Raw genomic sequence first — 20,070 nt, 5'->3', positions numbered from 1 at the left:
TTTAGCGGGCAGTTTCCGTTCTACTCGTACGGGTAAAGCGCACTTCGATACGACGCCGGGAAGCATCTGGATTGCGGTTCGCGGGTGCAAGTTGACCATTCAGCAAGTAGAGCTGCCCCGCCGAGTAGGCACGAAATTGGAGGCCGGCTAGTTTGGGTTGTTTTGCTTGGGCTTTGCGGAGTTCGTTGGCGATCGCCAGTGCCCGCATCAGACCGAGATCAGCATTAGATCCGGGGGTCAAGCGGTTCAATGTATTGGTGGCTGCCGCCTGCTCTAGCAATGTATCGAGATTACTGCCACTGCCTTGATTGGGTTGGCCGTCGGTATGGCCAATGATTTCCACGGTGTCAATGCCGTATTCGTCGCGAGTATCCATAATCTTGGAGGCTAAATCGACCCAAATATACTCACGAAAGGGTTCCGAGAGTTGTGCGCTGCCAACAGGAAATCGAAATTTTTCATTATCTGGAATAAAGAGAATAGGTGCATCGCACTTGCGAACACTAAGAAACGTGATTAACACAAGGTTGGCCATGCTTAAAATTAGCAAGGCGCTCGACATCAGATCCGTGTAGGATATCCAAGGGTTAAAGTCCTCTGACTCTTCTTGGGAGAAACGATGAAGTCGCCGCATCAAAGATAACCTTTGGTTACAAATTTGAGGATTGGTGTTTAATACAGCCCTTTTCCAAAATATCCCGTGCCCAATCCCGACGTAAAAATCCGTAACGTTGATTTTAGCGAGCTGTTTGGGTTTCTCCTGTGCGGGTAAAGCGCACTTCGATACGACGCCGGGAAGCATCTGGATTGCGGTTCGCGGGTGCGAGTTGACCATTCAGCAAGTAGAGCTGCCCCGCCGAGTAGGCACGAAATTGGAGGCCGGCTAGTTTGGGTTGTTTTGCTTGGGCTTTGCGGAGTTCATTGGCGATCGCCAGTGCCCGCATTAGACCGAGATCAGCATTAGATCCGGGGGTCAAGCGGTTCAATGTATTGCTGGCAGCCGCCTGCTCTAGCAATGTATCGAGATTACTGCCACTGCCTTGGTTGGGCTGGCCGTCGGTATGGCCAATGATTTCTACGGTGTCGATACCATACTTTTCACGGGTATCCATAACCATTGAGGCTAAATTTACCCAAATGTATTGGCGAAACGGTTCGGAGAGTTGCGCACTGCCCACAGGGAAACGAAATTTTTCATTATCTGGAATAAAGAGAATCGGCGGCGGACCTTGGATAGGCGGTTGGGTTTGAAGCTTTTTTCTCAGTTCATTCACTTGTTTTTGATTGACAATCATAAAAATCATCATGAAAAACGTGATTAAGCTCAAAATCAGCAAGCTGCCAGACATCAGATCTGTGTAGGACATCCAAGGGTTGAAGTCATCTGGTTCCTGTTGCCAAGAGCGACGCAGTGGGCGCATAGACAATTACCTAATTTTGGGTGGGGGCGGGTGTGATTTTTTGGGAGAGAGTGACCAAGTTGCGATTGATCTGTTCAAGGGATTGAACGGCTTTGGTCATTGATTGGCCAGAGTCTTGGCTTTGTTTCTTCAATTGGCTTAATTGCTCGTTGACCACCTGGGTGACTTGATCCGTCACTTGCTCTAGACACTTCTCAAGGGCTTTGATCTGGCTCTGGCGATCGCCATCGCTTGCGGAGCGTTGCTTGCGATAATTTTCAAAGCTATTTCTGAGAGTTGTTAACTGGTCGGTGAGGGATTTATATTGCCGATCCAACTGCTCGGTGACACGGGAAATTTGGTTTGCGGCTGTACTCAGTTGTTCGACATGGGAGGTATTCTTCCTCAAAACAGTGAGCAACTGGTCTTGATTGGTTTTGTTCTGCTCAATAATATTGGACACTTCTGTAGAAAACTTACTAACGCCAAAACGCACTTGCCGCAGTTCCTCATTCCCTTGGAGGAGGTGTTGACCAACATCATTACTGAGTCGCTCCATGGAGCGCAGCATCGTCAGGAGTTCCTGTTGATTTTGGCTCAGGGTATTTTGTGATCTTTGGGCGATCGCCAGCAGTTCCGTGAGTTGATCCGCCACTTGTGCCAGTTCTGTGGACTTTTGCGCCACTTGCCGATTCACCTGCTCAATCTGGTTGACCAAGCCCAAAACCATGTCGTGAATATGTCTAAAGGTAGTCGTGGTTGTGCTGAGATCGCTGGCAATTTCCTCAAAATTCACGTGGGTGCGATTGACCCGCTCTAGGGTTTCTGAAACTTGGCTGGTCAGGGCAATCACTTGACTATTCAGTTCTTGCGATCGCGCCCCGGCTTCCGTTAATTGATCAATAAACTGCGCAAGTTGCTGTGTTGCCGTACTAAACTTCTCTGCAAACTCGCTATTTTCCAATGTCCGCACTGCTGTCTGAAAAATATTTGCCCCAGAGACAAGATTGCCCGCTGCGTTGTCAATTCTGGCAAAGACCCTCTCCGCTAGCTCAATATTCTTGCTGTGCATTTGCCTAAGATTGGCCAATTCCCGCTCGAGGGGTTCTCCAATTGCCCTAGTGACGGTTTCATGGAAGTTCTCTAAAAAGATAGAAAAATTGCGATCAATTGATCTAATCAGTCGTCCCGTGGGGTTCCGCTGTTCGCTAGCCAGCTCATGATCTAGGTGCAGTTCCACTGCTGCGAAAAAATGCCGCCGTGCCAACGTAGTATTCCAAATAGAATTAATAAACGTCAGGAAAATTCCCAGCGAAAGGCTGACCAAGCTAGACACAAAGGCCAACGCCATCCCCCGCAGCGGCTCACGGAACCGAGTGAACAATTCCTGAAGCACGACATTCTGTTGGGCAGGATTTTCCCCTTGAAGGGCAGAAATGTCCAGTGTTCCCAAGTTGTCGATGATGCTAAAGACATTGATCGTGATGCCCAAAAACGTGCCCAGCAACCCAATCGCAATCAGTAAATTGGGGGTTACCCGTGTCAGGTACTCAATTTGTTCTAGGGACATGCCCCACAACCGTTCTTGGCCAAGCGTGTAGTCCACCAAGGCCACGGTATTAATCTCGTCGTACTTTTCTAAGCAGCGCGTCATCCGCTGCCGCAGGTTCTGAATCAGAACGGGGGCTTGTGTCGTCTCACTGGCCACAGCCCAATCCCAGCGGATAAACTCCATTAACCGTGAAAAAAGGCGCCACCGCAGCACAGCACTCACAAAGGCAATGAGGATTGGCGTCCCAATAAAGAGTTGGAGGATGGGCGAACCCTGCACCTCTTCTAGAAACAGGCTAAACAGCTCCATTCTTTTTACCTCAGGGAAAACGATGGGTTATGGCTCTAGCTTGTCTTGATCGTCCTCATCTTCAGCATCAACGTCTGGCTCCTCAGGGGGGGGTGACTGATTGAGTAGGCGATCGCTACGAGTTGTACCCGAAGTTGATGTTTGGCTCCAGCGATCTTCAATCCGTTTGTCCAGTTCCTCAATCAACTCCTCAAGAATCCCCTTTTGGGCAATCCCCGTGAGGCCTCGAATCTCTGTGCCCGCTACAATCGGCACCATGGCAAAGTTAATGTGATCCGCTGGATAGGCGCGAATTGCCTCAATCAGTGCCATCACATGTGGCCGATAGTCCTTTTGCCATTGTGGGGGATTACTCACTAGAAACTCAATTACCCCATTCAGTTGTTCGCGAAGGACATCTGTTAATGTCGTGGTACGTTGATCTTGATTGCGGATTTGAACCCACGTCAGTTGATCAATAACGGCTGACCAATCATTGCCAAAGGTAATTTTCTTGCCCTTGTTTTTCGGATCAAAGACAAGGTTATCGCCCTCTAGGGCAAACATTCTCAAGCCGAGGCACTTAAAAAATAGTTCCTGCACTTCCCGCACTACTTCTGGCGGCGGCGGCAAAATATCCGTGAGCGTAATCGTTTTATTGGTATGCAGAGCATCAAAATTACCTGCTTCGCCTCGGTTTTCGTAGGCATACTGGAAATTCTTGGCCGTCAAATCATTGATCAACCGCAGGGGAAAACCGGCATACTCCGTCATGAAAATCACTTGATGCTGTTCTGACGCCGGCAATTGCACCCGCTGTGCATTCCCCAGTAGCCCTGTTTCCGTCAGCAGTTGGGTAAAGGCCTGCACATAGGCATCCTCTGTGGGGGGTTGGTGGTAGGCAATGAAGACCGTTCGCTTATGGGGGGCGTTGTTAAAATAGCCGTCATTAAGATTCAGGGGCAGGAGAATGTCCGACTGGTTCTTCAGCGATGTTAAATAGGCAATTAACTGCTCACGGCTGCCCATTTCCATAAAACGCTGAATTGCCGATCCCCGCAGTGCCAGCATCATGGTCGAAATCCGTCTGTCCACCACTTGATCAAGGGCAATCGGAACTTCCGCTGTAAACTGGGGTTTGAGGAAACGTTCTAAGCTGGGTGGCGCCTCTGTGCTGACAACCACTGCTTTTTGAATCACCTCAGTGGAAAGTTCGTTCAAGGCCAAGCGCCGCTCCCCTTCCTTGGGGGGTAACACCGCATTAATTGCATTTTCGGTGTCTTGGGGATTGACAATGGGCAAGCCAATTCGCTCTTGAACATTGACTTCCGACAGCTTTTCACCCCGCCGTTGCAGGACGAGGATATTTTCTTGGATAAAGTTGCGTAACTGCACCAACTGGGCAATTTTTTGATTCGTAAATACAATCAGGTCTTCTGTAGCCACCCTGACTTGACGACTCACCTGCGATTGGTAGTTTTGGCGAGCGAGGGTCAGCACTTGATCCACAGCTACCCGAAAGGCAGTTTGAATTTTTGCCGTTTTGCCAAAGGGAAGAAATTGCCCCTGAATGGCCTGCACCTCATTTTGCAGTTGGGTGGTAATATTGCGCAGTTCCGCATCAGCATTTTGGGGACGATTCGCCTCGTATTGAGCACGAACACGCTCGAAGTTGGTCTTGAGTCCCTGTAGCCAGTTAATGGCATTGTCGAGGCCAAAGAATTGGTGATCCGGTTGCAGGATTTGCTCTAGAAATTTTTCAATACTGGCTTTGATGTCATTGGTCACGTCTGACGTGTGCTCAACAATTGGTGTGAGCCAAACCCCCCGTTCTTTGCTGTTTTCCGCAGGGCGCACATAGTTCAGCAGTGCCATGGCATTCTGGGGAAACTGCGTTTTCAACAGATCTTGCTGCCCACGGGATTGAGCTGCACTAATTTGACTATATTGATCGTTGCGCCAGCGTTCTAAATTGGCACTTAGCGTTCCCCCCTGCACGGGGACTTTTTCCAACCGTTGTTTCAGCAGTTGCCCTAGATCATCCGTCCCCCAGTCAAATTGAGTGGTATAGAACTGCTGCATTTGGCTATTGGTGGGGGCTTGACCAAGACCATTTTTCCAGAACTCTAACACTTGAATTTTGATTTGGTTGGCAGCCAGCAAATTGATCTTGTCTTGGGGGAAGTAAATGCTCGCTAGTCCAGTGGCCATGTAGCGCTGGCGATTCGGACGGGGGTGTTTATCGTATTCTTCGGTGGCATCAATGGCACGTAAATTGTCACGGGCAGAAATGGCGGCGGCAGCGGTGGCACTGCTACTTAAAAAGAGGCAAATTTTCTGAGCAATGGTGTTAGTGATTTTGCCCTTGGCGTTGGGATCCGTTGGGGGAATGATGAATGTGCCGCCGGGGGTAGCGTTGGACATCAAGTAGGTGTAGTCGTAGGGCGGGCGAGACTCCCCTAGACGGCGTTCGCCGGGGTATTGGGCATCAAAAATGGTGCCCTTGCGGGTGTAGTAGTCCAGTTCCTTAAGGGCAGCGTAGCAGTTGGCCTTGACGACATCGTTGCCACCGTAGAGATCGGGGCTGACGACAAAGTAGCCGTAGGTTTCAAAGTTGGGCACACTTTCGGCAAAGAGCCGCCGCAAAATGTAGCCGATATCGAGAAACATGCCGCTACCGGTACCGCCGCACAGGGAACCCGCCACAAAAACCCGTAACCCCGGCCGGACTTCGATGCCACGGGCAATCAGGGCACCCGCATTAGCACCGACCACACGGCCATGGGCTAAGTTCAAGGTTCTCACCACCCGATCATAGTTTTTGAAGAGGGCAAAACGACCCACTGCCCTCACGGCGCCTGCTCCCTGCTCAATGGCGCTGAGGTTGCGAATCAGTTGATCGGGAAACCATTCAAGGATATGGTCGTCGGGATTTTGCACATAGGTATTTTTTTTGCGCCGTTCGTAGTTCTGCTTAAATTCATTGACTTCGTTGAGGGAAACGCGGATATGGACTTCCTCAGCCGGGGTAAATTCAATGCTTTGGCCTCGGTAACTGGGAATCGGACCCCCGCGATCGGTATCAATTTGCACAAAGCTGACGATGGGTAGCTCCGCCAAGGAACCAAATTCTTCAATGATATTTTGGCGAATGCGTACCAGAACATCTCGCCCGGTGCCCCCTAGCCCCACGCAGATAACGGGCATCACGGTCAAATTATTGTTTTCTGCGGTATCTGTGGTAAACATCCAGCCCCCTGTGAGTCTGCTGCTAAACGAAAGAAATCAACCTTAAGGAATCACTTTATAGGGTTATCCTAATGATTTCATCCTTGTATGCAAGGAGAGCAAAGCTACGCTGTTTGGGAATGGTGATCGAGCCAAAGATTGGCTGACCATCACAGGTGAGTTCTCCTGATTCTAGGGCATGAATGATCAGGTTTTGATTTCGCCGTTCAAGGGTGGCGATCGCCACCATACTGGGCAAGGGCACCACTAGGAACGTACCAGCGACACTACCGCCAACACCAATTTTCTGGCCATGCTTGAGGGCAAAGCGATACTCTTGATCGCCCACTTGGACAGTGACAGACCAAGGAATTTGCTGCCGCAGCCAATGCACAGCAAACCACAGGCCACCCCCGAGAACCAACACCCCCAAGACACTCGCCAGCAGAATCTGCCACCCCAGTTGTCCCCGAAGATAGGCGTCCACTAGACAGATGTCGCCGCCGCCGGGTTTAGGGGTACAAAATTCCTGCACTGTGGCTGGTACATCAACAACGGTTAACTGAAATTGTCCGGGCTGAATACTGCGCTGCTGCATTGGTAGAGCCGCAAACCATTGGCTGCGCTCTTGGGCTTCTGGGGTATCGGCTAGGCCACAGACACTATTGGGAACTTCTATCCACTGATTGGCTTGCCCTTGGGGGAGGTTGAGGGGAGCATCCGTAATCCAAATCACCGACTGGTTTTTGATCGGTTGCTGGTTGTGGAGGCGGTCTTGGTTGAGTTGCGCCAAATAGCGATAGACAAAGAGTTCGGCACACATAATATCGGTGCCCTGCTCGGTGCCGGCATTCATGGGCACCGCTTCTAAAATTTTGGGAATATCTGCAGGCCCTTGGTATTCAAAGACGACGGGCGATCGCACCGTCATGGCAAAGGGCAGAATGTGAACGGTATCCCCCTTGGTTAAGGTTTTTTCAATGATCTGCCGTAGGTGGAGCCGCCCCGGATCATTGAGGCCAACACTCTCTGTGAGATCGATCGCCAGCACCACATCCCGACCGCCCCAACGCCCAACCCACGCCAACCCGTCCTTTTGCTGGGGGGTGAGGGGACGATTGCCGGGAACCACAGGTGGATTCATAGTCAGTGGCTTAAATTGCGAGATTTCTGGGGTTAAGGGGGGCGCCTCTGTTTATCATAGACCTAAGGAATAAGTGTGTAGAGCCTCAATTTTAGAACGATCGGTTGTTAGTGGGGATACGACTCGCCATGGAGAATGCTTTACCTGCGGTTTACTTAAGCGTGTTGATTATTCTACTCGGCGTCTCAGCTTGGTTTGTGATCAAACAAATCCTTAAAACCCGCCGCATTGAGTCTAGCTTGGCACGCCTACAACGAAAACTCAAGCAGGAACCGGGCACGACTCAGGAATACTTTGAGCTAGGCAGCATCTACCTCACCAAAAAGCTCGCCAGTCAAGCGATTCCCCTGTTTCAAAAGGCTCTGAAGGCGGCTGAAAATGAAGGCGAAACCTACCTCGCCCCCATCTACAATGCCCTTGGCTATGCCTACTTCATGCAGGAGCAGTATGACTTGGCCATTCGCCAGTACAAAGAAGCCCTGAAAAATCAACCGGAGTATGTGACGGCGGCGAATAACCTTGGTCACGCCTACGAGAAGAAAAATTTACCCCAGCCAGCCCTTGAGGCCTATCAGCACACGCTGAAATACGACCCCAACAACGCGATCGCCCAACGGCGGGTGAATTCCCTGAAAAAGCGGCTGAGTGGCGCGGCGGCTTGAGGATACCTCAGCAAGCAACAACTGGTTAGCAACAAAAAACTGGCTAGGACATTCCCCAACCAGTTCTCAATTCACTATTTGTATTTATTGTATTTAGCTGGATAAGCTACCCCTCGGCTTAGGCGTCTCCTTCGATGTAGAGGAACAGCAGCCCCATCACCACCGTGGGCATCAGCCAGCACACCACGGGAATAAAAATCCAAGGCAAAAAGGATGCAGCGTAAGATCCCATCATAGTCAGCGGTTCTCCTTCTGGATGATCAAACGTTAAGGGTGACCAAGGCTCTAGTTAAACAAGCCAGTCATGATGCCATCGACAACAGAAAAGTTTTCGAGGAGGAAGAAGGCCACAAAGGCAGCTCCCATGGCACCCACAAAAAAGCCAGCCGTAAACTGACTCCAACCTTCACCGGTTTTCAGGGGATCGCTGCTGCTGCCACCCTTTTGAAAACTGACTAGACCATAGGCTGCTAAGCAGGCCGTGGCAATCAAAATCAGGGCGATACCAGAAATCAAACCGCCCAAGTTGGCCACATCGGAGTCCCGCAGGGGACCGAGCTTGACCCAAGGACCAATGAGGAAGTAGCCATGGGCCATGCCAATTTCAAGACCCCGCAGAATGGGAGAGAGGCCTTGACGATAGGCGGGGAGGTTACCAATAAAGGTCTTGACTAGGCCAGAGTCAGAAATGGGCGTTGACAAGTGCCCCACAAAGGGATCGCCATTGTATGGCTTAACCAGTTCTTCTGCCATGATTTTTATTTCCCTAGCATTCCGTCATGTCCGCGCACAGGCACGAACCTAAGTGGTTATTCTAGGCAAGGGCGGGCGATCGCGCGAGAGAGAGCGTTCATCTCTTCAAGAAAGTTCATGTATCGCAACATCCCCTTACGCAGCCCCGCCCCTTATCTTGGGCTAGTAGGTGGGTACGCTGGGATCGACTTCCTGACTCCAAGCGTTGATGCCCCCTTTGATATTGATCCCCTCAATGCCAGCCTGTTTGAGGATGCCCAAGGCTTTGGCAGAGCGACCCCCCATCTTGCAGTGCACTAAGAGGCGATGGCCATTCACCAAATTGCGGATTTTCTCCACACCGGGGCCATTTTCAATTTCCGATAGGGGAACGAGTACAGCGCCGGGAATCTTGGCAATTTCGTACTCGTTGGGGTTGCGCACATCCACAAGGACGTAATCTTGGGCACCGCTGTCCATGAGGGCTTTGAGTTCCTGGACAGTCATTTCGGGAATTTCTGCCATTTGTGCGGCCTCCTGTGCTTTGGCTTGGCGAATACCACAGAATTCTTCGTAGTCAATGAGCTTGTCAATGACTGGCCGTTCGGGGTTTGGGCGCAGCTTGAGTTCACGGAATTTCATCTCTAGGGCATTGAAGAGCAAGAGGCGGCCACTGAGGGTTGTGCCTTTGCCAAGAATAATTTTAATCGTCTCCGTGGCTTGGATGACGCCAATAATCCCCGGTAGAATCCCAAGAACGCCCCCTTCCGCACAAGAGGGCACTAGACCCGGTGGCGGTGGTTCTGGATAGAGATCACGATAGTTGGGGCCGCCTTCATAGTTAAAGACCGTGGCTTGACCCTCAAAGCGAAAGATGGAGCCATAGACATTGGGCTTATTCAGGAGCACACAGGCATCGTTCACCAAGTAGCGGGTGGGGAAGTTATCGGTGCCATCCACCACAATGTCGTAGTCCGCCATAATCTCAAGGGCATTGGCGGCGCTCAAGCGAGTTTCGTAGAGATCCACTTGGCAGTAGGGATTGATCTCAAGGATGCGGTGCTTCGCAGATTGAATTTTCGGCTTGCCCACCCAAGAGGTGCCGTGGATCACCTGTCGTTGCAAATTAGAGCTATCCACCACATCAAAATCGACAATGCCAAGGCGGCCAATACCGGCAGCAGCGAGATAGAGCAGCAGAGGTGATCCCAATCCACCCGTGCCAATGCAAAGCACGCTGGCAGCTTTGAGGCGTTTTTGACCCTCAACACCCACCTCCGGCAAAATCAGATGGCGGGAATAGCGTTCATAGTCGTCTTTCGTGAGTTCAATCGTAGAAAGGTCTGGATTTAGCATGGTAGCCCTTCATAAAAAATGCGGCTGATCTAACCCGATCAGCAAGGGTGAGGGGATTTTCTTATTTTACTTAGGGGCGCGACAGAGGATCTGCCAAGGTTTCAATTGTCAACACTTGGGGGGGTGTCGCATCCGGCGGATAAAGCATGGTGAACTGTACCCAGCGGATTTCTTGGGGTTGTAGCGTGAGCCGCACGAGATCGTCCCCCTGCTGGCCTTGGCGTTGGACAAGGTGAATGATCCGACTTTGGGGGGTGCCTTGATCATCGCGGAAGCGCAATCGGACACTGCCTCGGAAAAAGATGCGGTTGGGTGGTTCAGCAAAGAACCGTAAGCCACTGGCGGGGGCGTCGAACTTGATGGGGGTTTGGAGGGCAAGGCGCACGGTTTGGGGGCGATCGCTGGTGTTTTGCAACGGCAGCACTAGATCATATTCAACGGCATAGTTACCATGGGCAGCATAGGCCGTATCCGGATAGCGCACCACGAGGGGAGCCGTTTGCACTTGTCCTGTGCCCAAGCGCCCCGCCACTAACGAACTAATGGGATAGGAAAAGGCGGTACCCGCGGCGGGAATCGGAATCGGTTGCTGTTGGGGATTGTGCCAGCGGGAGCCAAGGGCGACACCCGCCACTCGGCCATAGATAATGTTGCCCCCTTGATCGGGGGGTGTGGGGGCGCGATCGCGGGGGGTGACCAATTGTCCTTCGGTCAACGTCTGCTGCCATTGCTCTAGGGTCGGCGGTTCATTGCCAAAGCGGGCTAAACTGGCGAGGTAGATGTTGCCACTACTGCGGGCACGAATCAGCAGCGAACGGCCATTGAGGGGGGGGTCGAGTCCCTTGACCGGAATCGGTAAATTGGCGATCAGGGCATAACTGCGCGGGGGAATCACGATTTGTGCCGGCCAGCCCGCTTGCCGCCGTTGTCGCAAAATATCCAGCATGACGCGATCGCCCGGACCCGCAAAAACTTGACCGAGATCATTGGCCTGCTGATTGGGCAGAGGACGAAAGGGCGCATCCGGCTGACTCAGGTAACTAGCGGCATGGATCAAATTCACCGTTACCGCTTCAGAACTGGGGTTGTAGGCGAGAATCCCTAGGTAGAGGGTCGTGAGATCCTGCGGGTCGAGGGGCTTGGCAATATGGTGGGCAAAAATATCAAAGCGATCGCGAAAGGCAACGTTCAAGTGGGCATTGGGGGTTGCTTTGCCCTCTGGCGGAAAGGTGGAGAGGAGAATCCCTGATCGCTGTACCACCTCTGGACTATTGCTATTAAACACCGGCACCTGATCAAGGGCCCCCGGTAAAGGGAGCACTTTTTGCGGTTTTTCAATCGTTGCCGGCACCTGAGCCAGCACTGGGGAAATGACAACGAGCGCTGCACAGCTCCCCAAAAACCAACGGAAATCAACAGACATTACCCAGACCTAGTAGCTAATTTGCAGCGTGACACTTGCCTCTACCTGTAATTCCCCGGACACCACAGGCGTGCTATCGGCCATGTTTGCTGCCCGAACGGCAAGGGGTCTTGGCGGGGGTGCCGCTTGATTAATTTGAATACTCACCACTTGGCGCGGTTGGAGATTGAGGGCACTGAGCACCGCTTGGGCTTGACTTTGGGCATCTTGGGTCGCTCGCTGCAGGGCAGTGCGTTGGGCAGCGGCAATCGTGGCCTCTGGTGCCGTAAAGCTAATATTGTCAATCGTGGTTGCGCCAGCTTGGACAGCCGCATCAAGGAGGGGCCCCACGCGATCGCTGGCAATGCGAAAACTCACCGTATTGCGCCCGATATAGCCCACCAGTATCCGTTGATTGTTGGTGTACTGATAATTTGGGCTGAGGCTAAGCCCCGTGGTTTGCAGTTGACTGACTTCCCGTGCCCGCAGAACCGCCAAAACGGCATTGGCTCGCCGCGCCACCTCTTGCTGTACCTCTTGAGCCGTGCGACCTTGCACCTCGACCCCAAGGCTGACTTGGGCAAGGGTTGCTGAAATGGCTTCTGTGCCTCGACCCGTAACCGTCAGGGTACGTTGGGCTTCTTGACTCACGGCGGGTCGCTCAGCAACCACCACAGATCCCCCGACAAGAAGCGCGGCAAGACTGAGGGTATAAAAAGGCGTTAACGGATGTTTCACAGCGGCATTCACCACAGCTAAGCAAAAAACTCATGAACGTTGTTTCTCTCCAGACCGCCTCTCACTGGGATTCTGTTCCCCTTTAGGCGCTAATCGTATGAATTTTAATAAAATTCGTTCCTTGGGGAGTTTGGGCAGGAATGCCGCCCAGAATCAAAATTTTATCGCCCTCAGTAACCATCTGACGCTCCTTGAGTTGGTTTTCGGCCACGGCAATCATCCCTTCAAACGTCATAGGCAGTGTTTCCAAAAGAATCGGCTTCACGCCCCAGAGCAAATTCATCCAGTGATAAACGCGGGGGCGATCGGTAAAGGCGACAATCATGGGTTTCACCCGTTCCCCAGAGGCAATGGTTGCGGTGTAGCCCGTTTCCGTAAAGCAGGCGATCGCCCGCAGATCGAGGATTTGAGTAATGGTGGTCAAGGCTTCACCCAAGGCATGGGTCTCATCATTGCGGTAGGCGGGCATATTGTCAAACTCAAGGTGCGGCTCCACATCCGCTGCAATCCGCGCCAACATCTTCACCGCCTGTACAGGAAAAGCCCCCACAGCAGATTCGCCCGACAACATCACCGCATCCGTACCATCAAGAATGGCGTTGGCGACATCACTGGCCTCTGCCCGCGTCGGCCGGGGATTGTGGATCATGCTCTCTAGCATTTGGGTTGCCGTAATGACGGGAATACTGCGGTAGTTGCACTCGCGAATAATTTGCTTTTGCAGCAGCGGTACTTTCTCCACCCGCATTTCCACACCGAGATCGCCGCGAGCAACCATGATTGCATCGGCCACCCCCAAAATCGCTGAGAGGTTTTCCACCGCTTGGGGTTTCTCAATTTTGGCCAGGACGGGCATATCACTGGCACCGTGGGCCGCCAAGTACTCTCGTAACTCCCAGAGATCCTCAGCGCGGCGCACAAAACTCAGGGAGATAATATCAACCCCCTGCTCAATGCCAAATTGAATATCCTGCTTGTCTTTGTCTGTGAGGGAAGGCAACCGCAGATTGAGATCCGGCAAGTTTACCCCCTTACGACTTTTCAGCGTGCCCCCCTGCACCACCCGGCAAGTGACCCGATCTCCCTCAACGGCCTCGACCACCAATTCCAAGAGGCCATCATCCAAGAGCACCTGCATCCCCGGCTGCGCCTCTTCGGCGAGATAAGGATAATCAATGCCAATGCCTTGTGTCTCTTCCTCAGTGAGCGGCACGAGGTGGACTTGCTCCCCTTCCACTAATTCAATGCTCCCTTCAGGAAGTTGGCCGACGCGAATCTTGGGACCTTGCAGATCTTGCAGTAGCGTCAGGGGCGTTGCTTCTTCATTGGCCACTTGTCGCAGCAGGGCAATGGTTTCGGCATGATCTTTATAGTCACCGTGGGAGAAATTTAACCGTGCCACATTCATGCCAGCGGCTAGCATCTGCTGAATCACTTCCCGCGATTGACTGGCAGGGCCAATAGTGGCAACAATTTTGGTGCGACGAAACAGCATAGGAGAGGGGGATAACTTCATGCTCTCCTAAATCTTAGGTAAAGGTCAGGGAATCTGGTGGTGTTCTGGCTTGCATTCACCATGAAGTTTTGTGGATGCATGTGGCTATAATTTGCCTCGTGGAGACTACCGCTGGAGGCCGCAATGGCACGCCCCCTTACCCCCGATAATCAAACGCTAAATCGTGCTTGGACTTGGCAAGATGGCCTGATTATTTTGGCCTTGATTGCCCTGATCTTTTGGATTGTCAACACGGCTGCGCAGTTTACAGGACAGTATGACCCCACGATCACCATTGAGCTGAGTCCAGCAGTCTTGCCAAGTTACACCGCTCAAACGCTGCTGCGGATGCTGATTGCCTACATGATCTCTTTGGTGTTTAGCATCCTCTATTCCTATATCGCCTACTACAACCGCACTGCTGAAAAAATCCTGCTGCCCCTGCTGGATATTCTGCAATCGATTCCTGTGCTGTCGTTTTTGCCGGGGGTGGTGCTGGCACTGATTGCCCTCTTTCCGGGGAGCCGAATTGGCGTGGAATTGGCGGCCATTATCCTCATCTACACGGGGATGGCTTGGAATATGACGTTTAGCTTTTATCAGTCTTTGATTAGCGTGCCTCGGGAACTGCGGGAGGTGGCAAAGATTTATCGGCTGGGGTGGTGGCAGCAGGTGTGGACGTTGGATTTGCCGGCGGGTGCCATTGGCCTGATCTGGAATAGTGTGATGTCAGTGGCGGGGGGCTGGTTTTTCCTGATGGCGATCGAGTCCTTTACCATTGGTGAGAAAACCTTTACGTTGCCGGGGTTAGGTTCCTATCTGGCAGAAGCAGCCAACCAACAGGACTATGCCGCTCTGATCTACGGCTTGGCGGTTCTGATTGGCGTCATCATCATTATTGATATTTTGGTGTGGCGCCCTCTGATTGCTTGGGGCGAAAAATTCAAGATGGAAATGGTCGAGGCGGAGAATGTTCCTAAATCCTTCGTTCTTGATTTCCTGCGGCGATCGCCCACGTTGCGGGCCTTCCACCAAAATATTTTTGCCCCCGTCTGGGAACGACTGGATGAGCAGTTGCGCCCCAAACACCCACGTCAATCCCTTGCCCCTGAGAATGGTCAAGGCAACTGGCTGATAACCCCCATCATTTTGCTGATTTTTGCCGCCTTCGTCGGTTGGGGAGCGATCGCCTTTTTGCGGCAAATGTTTGGTGTCAGTTGGCAAGATTGGCAGCAAATTGGTCTAGGGGCGGTTCTGACCACGGTGCGGGTAGCGGTGGCGCTGGTTCTCTCCCTACTGTGGACGGTTCCAGTGGGGGTGGCGATCGGTCGCAATCCCCGTGCCGCTCAAGTGTTGCAACCCATTGTCCAAATTGCGGCATCGGTACCGGCCACGGCGCTGTTTCCCGTGCTGCTGTTGGCGCTGGCCAATGTGGGTGGGGGTTTGGAGATTGGCTCTGTGGCGCTGATGATGCTGGGCACGATGTGGTACATCCTCTTTAATGTCATTGCTGGTGCCCAAGCCATTCCCACGGAGCTATTTGAAGCAGCGGTGGTCTATCAACTCTCTTGGTGGCAGCGGTGGCGCACCCTCATCCTGCCCGGCATTTTTCCCTATTTGATTACGGGCATCATTACGGCGGTGGGCGGCGCTTGGAACTCGAGCATCGTCAGTGAATATGTGGAATTTCAGAATCAAACGGAGCAGACCCTTGGCTTGGGGGCCACGATTTCTGAGGCTAGTGTTCGCGGGGATTTTCCCCTACTGATGGCCGCCACGGCAGTGATGTCACTATTGGTGGTTTTGACCAACCGCTTGGTTTGGCGCCCCCTCTACCGCTTGGCGGAAACAAAATATCAACTGTTGTAGGCGCCGGTCATGCGTGTCATTGGCCTGATGAGCGGTACCTCGGTGGATGGCATTGATGCGGCCTTAGTTGCATTGGCGGGGGGCGATCGCGACCTTCAGGTACAGGTGCTTAATTTTTGTACGGTGCCCTATCCCGCAGCCCTACGGCAGCAGATTCTCGACGTTTGTGGCGCAAAACCCTTGACCCTTGCAGCGTTGGCAGAGTTGGATGAGGCGATCGCCGAGGCCTTTGCCCTTGCGGCACAAAGGGTCCAACAGGGGTATCCCCGCGCAGATCTGATTGGCTCCCACGGTCAAACGGTCTTTCATCGCCCCCCCACGGGCGATCGCCTCGGCTACAGCCTACAACTGGGACGGGGGGATTGGATTGCTTGGCGCACGGGCATTACCACCATTGCTAACTTTCGTGCTCAGGATATTGCCTTGGGGGGTCAAGGGGCGCCCCTCGTGCCTCGGATCGATTGGTCTCTTCTCAGTCATCCCACGGAAGTCCGCTGTGTGCAAAACATCGGTGGCATCGGCAATGTTACCTACTTGCCCCCCCAACGAGAGGATCCTGACGGCAAAGGGGTCATAGGTTGGGATACCGGTCCCGGCAATGTGCTGCTTGATCTGGCCGTCACGGAGTTATCGGGGGGTGAATTGACCTACGATGCCGATGGCGCATGGGCAGGGCAGGGCAAAATTATCGATCCACTGGTGGCGCACTGGCTACAAGACCCCTTCTTTCAGCAGCCGCCACCAAAGTCCACAGGGCGAGAATACTTTGGTCTGCCCTTTTGGCAGCGATGCCGCACGGATGCCGCGGGTTTAGCGCCTGCAGATCTGCTGGCCACACTGACGGAATTTACGGCTCGCAGTATGGTTGAGAGCTATCGCCAATTTTTGCCCCAACAACCGCAGCGAGTCTTCCTCTGTGGCGGCGGTGCCCACAATCGTTTTCTCAGGGAGCGCCTTCAGGTGCATTTAAGAGACATTCCCGTAGAGACCACTGCGACGGCGGGCGTACCGGTGGATGCGAAAGAGGCGATCGCCTTCGCGATTCTCGCCTACTGGCATGAGTTGGGTGTGGCGGGAAATCTGCCCCAAGTCACTGGTGCGCGCCAAGCGGTTCCCCTAGGTCAGCGTTGGATTGGACAGTCATGAAAACAACCTTTCCAGCCATTGTCACCACGGCTGAAATGCAGGCGATTGAAGGGGCGATGTTCAATGCCGGCTTTCCAGTGCCAGCCCTGATGGAAAAGGTGGGACAACGCCTCAGCGACGTTCTCCAGCGTCAGTTTCCACAGGGTTCCCGTGTCGGGGTTTTGGCAGGTCCGGGGCACAATGGCGGCGATGCTCTGGTGGTGGCGCGGGAACTATGGCACCGCGGCTATGGGGTGAAAGTCTGGCAGCCCTTTGAACGTCTGAAGCCCCTGACGGCGGATCATGCCCGCTATGCTCGCTTTCTCGGTCTGCCCTTTGTGGAGACGGTGGACGGCTTGCAAGAGGTTGACCTGATCGTGGATGGTCTTTTTGGCTTTGGCCTAGAGCGGGAACTGACGGGTGAACTTGCCGCTGCCATTGATCAGATCAACACGTGGCGGCAACCACGGCTGAGCATTGATGTCCCCTCGGGGCTACACAGCGATACGGGGGCAGTGTTGGGCACGGCAATTCAGGCCGATCGCACCCTCTGTTTAGGACTGTGGAAGCGGGGACTACTGGTAGAGGAAGCACAGCCTTGGGTGGGGCAGGGGGTGTTAATCCCTTTTGATATTCCTGCGGCGGTGATTGAAGCGGCGTTGGCCACGGCACCGCGGCGATATTGCTTAGATGCTTCCTGTTGGCAAGAATTGCCCCTGTCGCGATCGCCGATTACCCACAAGTATCAGCAGGGACAACTGTTACTCATTGGCGGCTCTGCCCAGTTTGGCGGCAGTATTCTCCTCAGTGCCCTCGCTGCACGCTGTACAGGTGTGGGAATGCTGGTGGTGGCGGTGCCCCAGTCCCTGAAGTCCCTTGTGCTCTCACGAGTCCCCGATGCCATTGTTGTTGGTTGCCCAGAAACAGCGAGGGGGGCGATCGCGCGTTTACCCGAGAGCCTAGAGTTAGCGAAATTTTCCGCCATTGCCTGTGGGCCGGGGCTGACCCCTGAGGCGGTGCCCGTTGTGGAAACCGTTTTGAAGGCGGGGCGATCGCTGGTCTTGGATGCCGATGCCCTGAATATCCTAGCCACCCTCTCGCCGTGGCCACTGTTGGGTTCCGTCATTTTAACCCCCCACTATGGCGAGTTTCGGCGCCTGTTTCCAGACCTTGTCACGGGCGATCGCCTTGATCAAGTGACCGCCGCCGCGAACCGCAGCAACGCTATTGTTCTTCTCAAGGGGGCACGGACGGCCATTGCCTCGCCGCGGGGTGACCTCTGGATCAACCCCCACAGTACCCCTGCCCTTGCCCGAGGTGGTAGTGGCGATGTTCTCACTGGCCTCATCGGTGGCCTTTTGGCACAGCAGGAAGCCCTCAGCGCAACCTATGGTGGGGTTTGGTGGCACGCCCAAGCAGGCCTTCAGGCAGAACGAGAAGCGACTGCCCTAGGGGTCTATCCTGAACAACTGATTGCCCACCTATTACCGACGTTGCACGCTGCGCTAACTGCCGGCGTTTAGCTTTTTGGCCAAGAGTTGATTCGTCAGCTTGGGATCGGCGCGTCCACCCGTTTTTTTCATCATTTGGCCAACAAAGAAGCCCTGAAGTTTCGTTTTACCGGCGCGGTATTGCTCCAGTTCATTGGGGTGTGCCGCCAGCACCTCATCAATCATCGCCTCGAGGGTAGCGACATCAGAAATTTGACTGAGGCCTTTTTTCTTCACGAGGGCTTTGGGGGAGCCGCCTTGAGCCAGTAATTCCGGCAGCAGATCCTTGGCCATTTTGCTACTGATGGTGCCCGCCTCAATGAGTTGGATCAGTTCCGCCAATTCAGCAGGCTTCAGGGGCAGGGCCTCGATCGCTAGTTTTTGTTCCTTGAGATAGGCGGTAATGTCCCCCATGATCCAGTTGGCCGCCAATTTTGGGGGTGCCCCAGCGGCAACGGTGGCTTCAAAGTATTCGGCAACGGCTCGCTCATCGGTGAGAACGCGGGCATCTTGGGGGGGTAAGCCCCACTCGGTCTCGTAGCGGTGCCGCTTTTGCGCTGGCAGTTCAGGTAGATCCGCACGCCAAGTGGCCAGTTGCTCAGCACTGACTTCAATGGGGCCGAGATCGGGTTCAGGAAAGTAGCGGTAGTCACTGGAGCCTTCCTTGACCCGCATGGTGCGCGTTTGCTGCGTGGCCTCATCCCAGAGGCGGGTTTCTTGAACGATGGCTTCGCCCGCTTTCACAGCAGCCACTTGCCGCTCAATTTCATAGTCAATGGCGCGTTGAATGGCACTAAAGGAGTTCATGTTCTTAATTTCGACCTTCGTGCCAAAGGTGGTGCTGCCCACGGGGCGCACGGAGATATTGACATCGCAGCGCAATGACCCCTCCTGCATATTGCCATCGCAAACCCCTAAATAACGGAGAATGCGCCGCAGTTCTTGGGCATATTCGGCAGCTTCTTGACCGGTGCGCAGATCTGGCTCAGAGACAATTTCCACAAGGGGTACCCCTGCCCGATTCAAGTCCACTAGGGAGTAGGTGGAGCCAGACAGGCGATCGCTCCCCGCGTGAACCAGTTTGCCGGCATCTTCCTCCATGTGGAGACGAGTAATGCCAATTTTTTTGCAGCGGGCGGTGCCGTTCTCATCCACCAGTTCAATCTCAAGGTAGCCATGCTGGGCAATGGGCAGGTCGTACTGCGAGATTTGGTAGTTTTTCGGCAAGTCGGGATAAAAATACTGCTTGCGATCAAATTTGCTGTAGGGGGCAATCTGACAATTGAGGGCTAAGCCTGCCTTCACCGCGTACTCGAGCACCTTTTCATTCAAAACGGGGAGTGTCCCCGGCAAACCCAAACACACTGGATCAATGTTGGTATTCGGGGGTGCCCCAAACTGGGTTGAGCTAGACGAGAAAATTTTGGTTTGTGTACTCAGTTGGCAGTGAATCTCTAGGCCAATCACCGCCTCGTAGGTCAGACTGGCGGGATCCACAGGGGTAGGTTCAGGCGCAATGGTTGTTGCCTGCTGTGTCGAGGTTGATGGGGTGGATTTCGCCGTTTTTGATGTTTTTGACGTTTTTGATG

At 53.4% G+C, this 20,070-nt stretch carries 16 protein-coding genes; 4 read left to right on the top strand and 12 right to left on the bottom strand.

The window, feature by feature from the left end; all coding sequences use genetic code 11:
• Position 1: 1 nt before the first annotated feature.
• The 5 genes from KV190_RS03410 to KV190_RS03390 form a co-directional block, all read right to left on the bottom strand.
• Complete coding sequence (locus KV190_RS03410) at positions 2 to 376, bottom strand: hypothetical protein (RefSeq protein ID WP_460194604.1); 375 nt, start codon at positions 374 to 376, stop codon at positions 2 to 4.
• A 361-nt stretch (positions 377 to 737) separates the two neighbouring features.
• Positions 738 to 1,421, bottom strand: coding sequence for an OmpA family protein (locus KV190_RS03405; protein WP_460194603.1), 684 nt, complete (start codon positions 1,419 to 1,421; stop codon positions 738 to 740).
• Between the two features lie 10 nt (positions 1,422 to 1,431).
• Entirely contained in the window at positions 1,432 to 3,261 is a 1,830-nt protein-coding gene (locus tag KV190_RS03400; RefSeq protein WP_460194602.1) for a methyl-accepting chemotaxis protein, read from the bottom strand.
• Between the two features lie 27 nt (positions 3,262 to 3,288).
• Positions 3,289 to 6,489: a tubulin-like doman-containing protein gene (locus KV190_RS03395; protein WP_460194601.1), complete on the bottom strand. Its 3,201-nt coding sequence runs from the start codon at positions 6,487 to 6,489 to the stop codon at positions 3,289 to 3,291.
• Positions 6,490 to 6,544: 55 nt separating this feature from the next.
• Positions 6,545 to 7,612, bottom strand: a complete 1,068-nt coding sequence (locus KV190_RS03390) for a VWA domain-containing protein (RefSeq protein WP_460194600.1) — start codon at positions 7,610 to 7,612, stop codon at positions 6,545 to 6,547.
• Positions 7,613 to 7,740: 128 nt separating this feature from the next.
• Between KV190_RS03390 and KV190_RS03385 the strand changes: the two genes are divergently transcribed.
• On the top strand, positions 7,741 to 8,274 hold the full coding sequence (locus tag KV190_RS03385; protein WP_460194599.1) for a tetratricopeptide repeat protein: 534 nt from the start codon (positions 7,741 to 7,743) through the stop codon (positions 8,272 to 8,274).
• 118 nt (positions 8,275 to 8,392) lie between these two features.
• Here the strand turns inward: KV190_RS03385 and KV190_RS03380 are convergent, their stop codons facing one another.
• The 6 genes from KV190_RS03380 to pyk all read right to left on the bottom strand — a co-directional run bounded on the left by KV190_RS03380 (position 8,393) and on the right by pyk (position 14,018).
• Positions 8,393 to 8,509 (bottom strand): photosystem I reaction center subunit VIII, encoded by a 117-nt coding sequence (locus KV190_RS03380; RefSeq protein ID WP_149820283.1) that lies wholly within the window; start codon positions 8,507 to 8,509, stop codon positions 8,393 to 8,395.
• A 50-nt stretch (positions 8,510 to 8,559) separates the two neighbouring features.
• Complete coding sequence (locus KV190_RS03375) at positions 8,560 to 9,027, bottom strand: photosystem I reaction center protein subunit XI (protein WP_460194598.1); 468 nt, start codon at positions 9,025 to 9,027, stop codon at positions 8,560 to 8,562.
• Between the two features lie 162 nt (positions 9,028 to 9,189).
• Positions 9,190 to 10,362, bottom strand: a complete 1,173-nt coding sequence (moeB, locus tag KV190_RS03370; RefSeq protein WP_181495287.1) for a molybdopterin-synthase adenylyltransferase MoeB — start codon at positions 10,360 to 10,362, stop codon at positions 9,190 to 9,192.
• Positions 10,363 to 10,432: 70 nt separating this feature from the next.
• Positions 10,433 to 11,785 carry a DUF3370 domain-containing protein gene (locus tag KV190_RS03365; RefSeq protein ID WP_460194597.1) on the bottom strand — a complete coding sequence of 451 codons (1,353 nt, stop codon included), beginning with the start codon at positions 11,783 to 11,785 and terminating at the stop codon, positions 10,433 to 10,435.
• 9 nt (positions 11,786 to 11,794) lie between these two features.
• On the bottom strand, positions 11,795 to 12,502 hold the full coding sequence (locus KV190_RS03360) for an SIMPL domain-containing protein (protein WP_460194596.1): 708 nt from the start codon (positions 12,500 to 12,502) through the stop codon (positions 11,795 to 11,797).
• Between the two features lie 82 nt (positions 12,503 to 12,584).
• Positions 12,585 to 14,018 (bottom strand): pyruvate kinase, encoded by a 1,434-nt coding sequence (pyk, locus tag KV190_RS03355; RefSeq protein WP_460194595.1) that lies wholly within the window; start codon positions 14,016 to 14,018, stop codon positions 12,585 to 12,587.
• Positions 14,019 to 14,141: 123 nt separating this feature from the next.
• Here pyk and KV190_RS03350 point away from each other — a divergent pair, with 123 nt between their 5' ends.
• Genes KV190_RS03350 through KV190_RS03340 form a run of 3 tightly spaced genes read left to right on the top strand, consistent with a single transcriptional unit; the run spans position 14,142 to position 18,514 of the window.
• Entirely contained in the window at positions 14,142 to 15,866 is a 1,725-nt protein-coding gene (locus KV190_RS03350; protein WP_460194594.1) for an ABC transporter permease, read from the top strand.
• A 9-nt stretch (positions 15,867 to 15,875) separates the two neighbouring features.
• Positions 15,876 to 17,012 carry an anhydro-N-acetylmuramic acid kinase gene (locus KV190_RS03345; RefSeq protein WP_460194593.1) on the top strand — a complete coding sequence of 379 codons (1,137 nt, stop codon included), beginning with the start codon at positions 15,876 to 15,878 and terminating at the stop codon, positions 17,010 to 17,012.
• Positions 17,009 to 18,514 (top strand): NAD(P)H-hydrate dehydratase, encoded by a 1,506-nt coding sequence (locus KV190_RS03340; RefSeq protein WP_460194592.1) that lies wholly within the window; start codon positions 17,009 to 17,011, stop codon positions 18,512 to 18,514. The genes KV190_RS03345 and KV190_RS03340 overlap by 4 nt, the downstream gene beginning before the upstream one ends.
• Here the strand turns inward: KV190_RS03340 and gatB are convergent.
• Positions 18,497 to 19,999, bottom strand: a complete 1,503-nt coding sequence (gene gatB / locus KV190_RS03335) for an Asp-tRNA(Asn)/Glu-tRNA(Gln) amidotransferase subunit GatB (RefSeq protein WP_460195206.1) — start codon at positions 19,997 to 19,999, stop codon at positions 18,497 to 18,499. The genes KV190_RS03340 and gatB overlap by 18 nt on opposite strands.
• Between the last annotated feature and the right edge of the window lie 71 nt (positions 20,000 to 20,070).

Source organism: Thermosynechococcus sp. FA-CM-4201, from assembly GCF_054689355.1.
The sequence above is the reverse complement of the archived record's forward strand: the minus strand, read 5'-3'. Positions and strand labels throughout refer to the sequence as shown.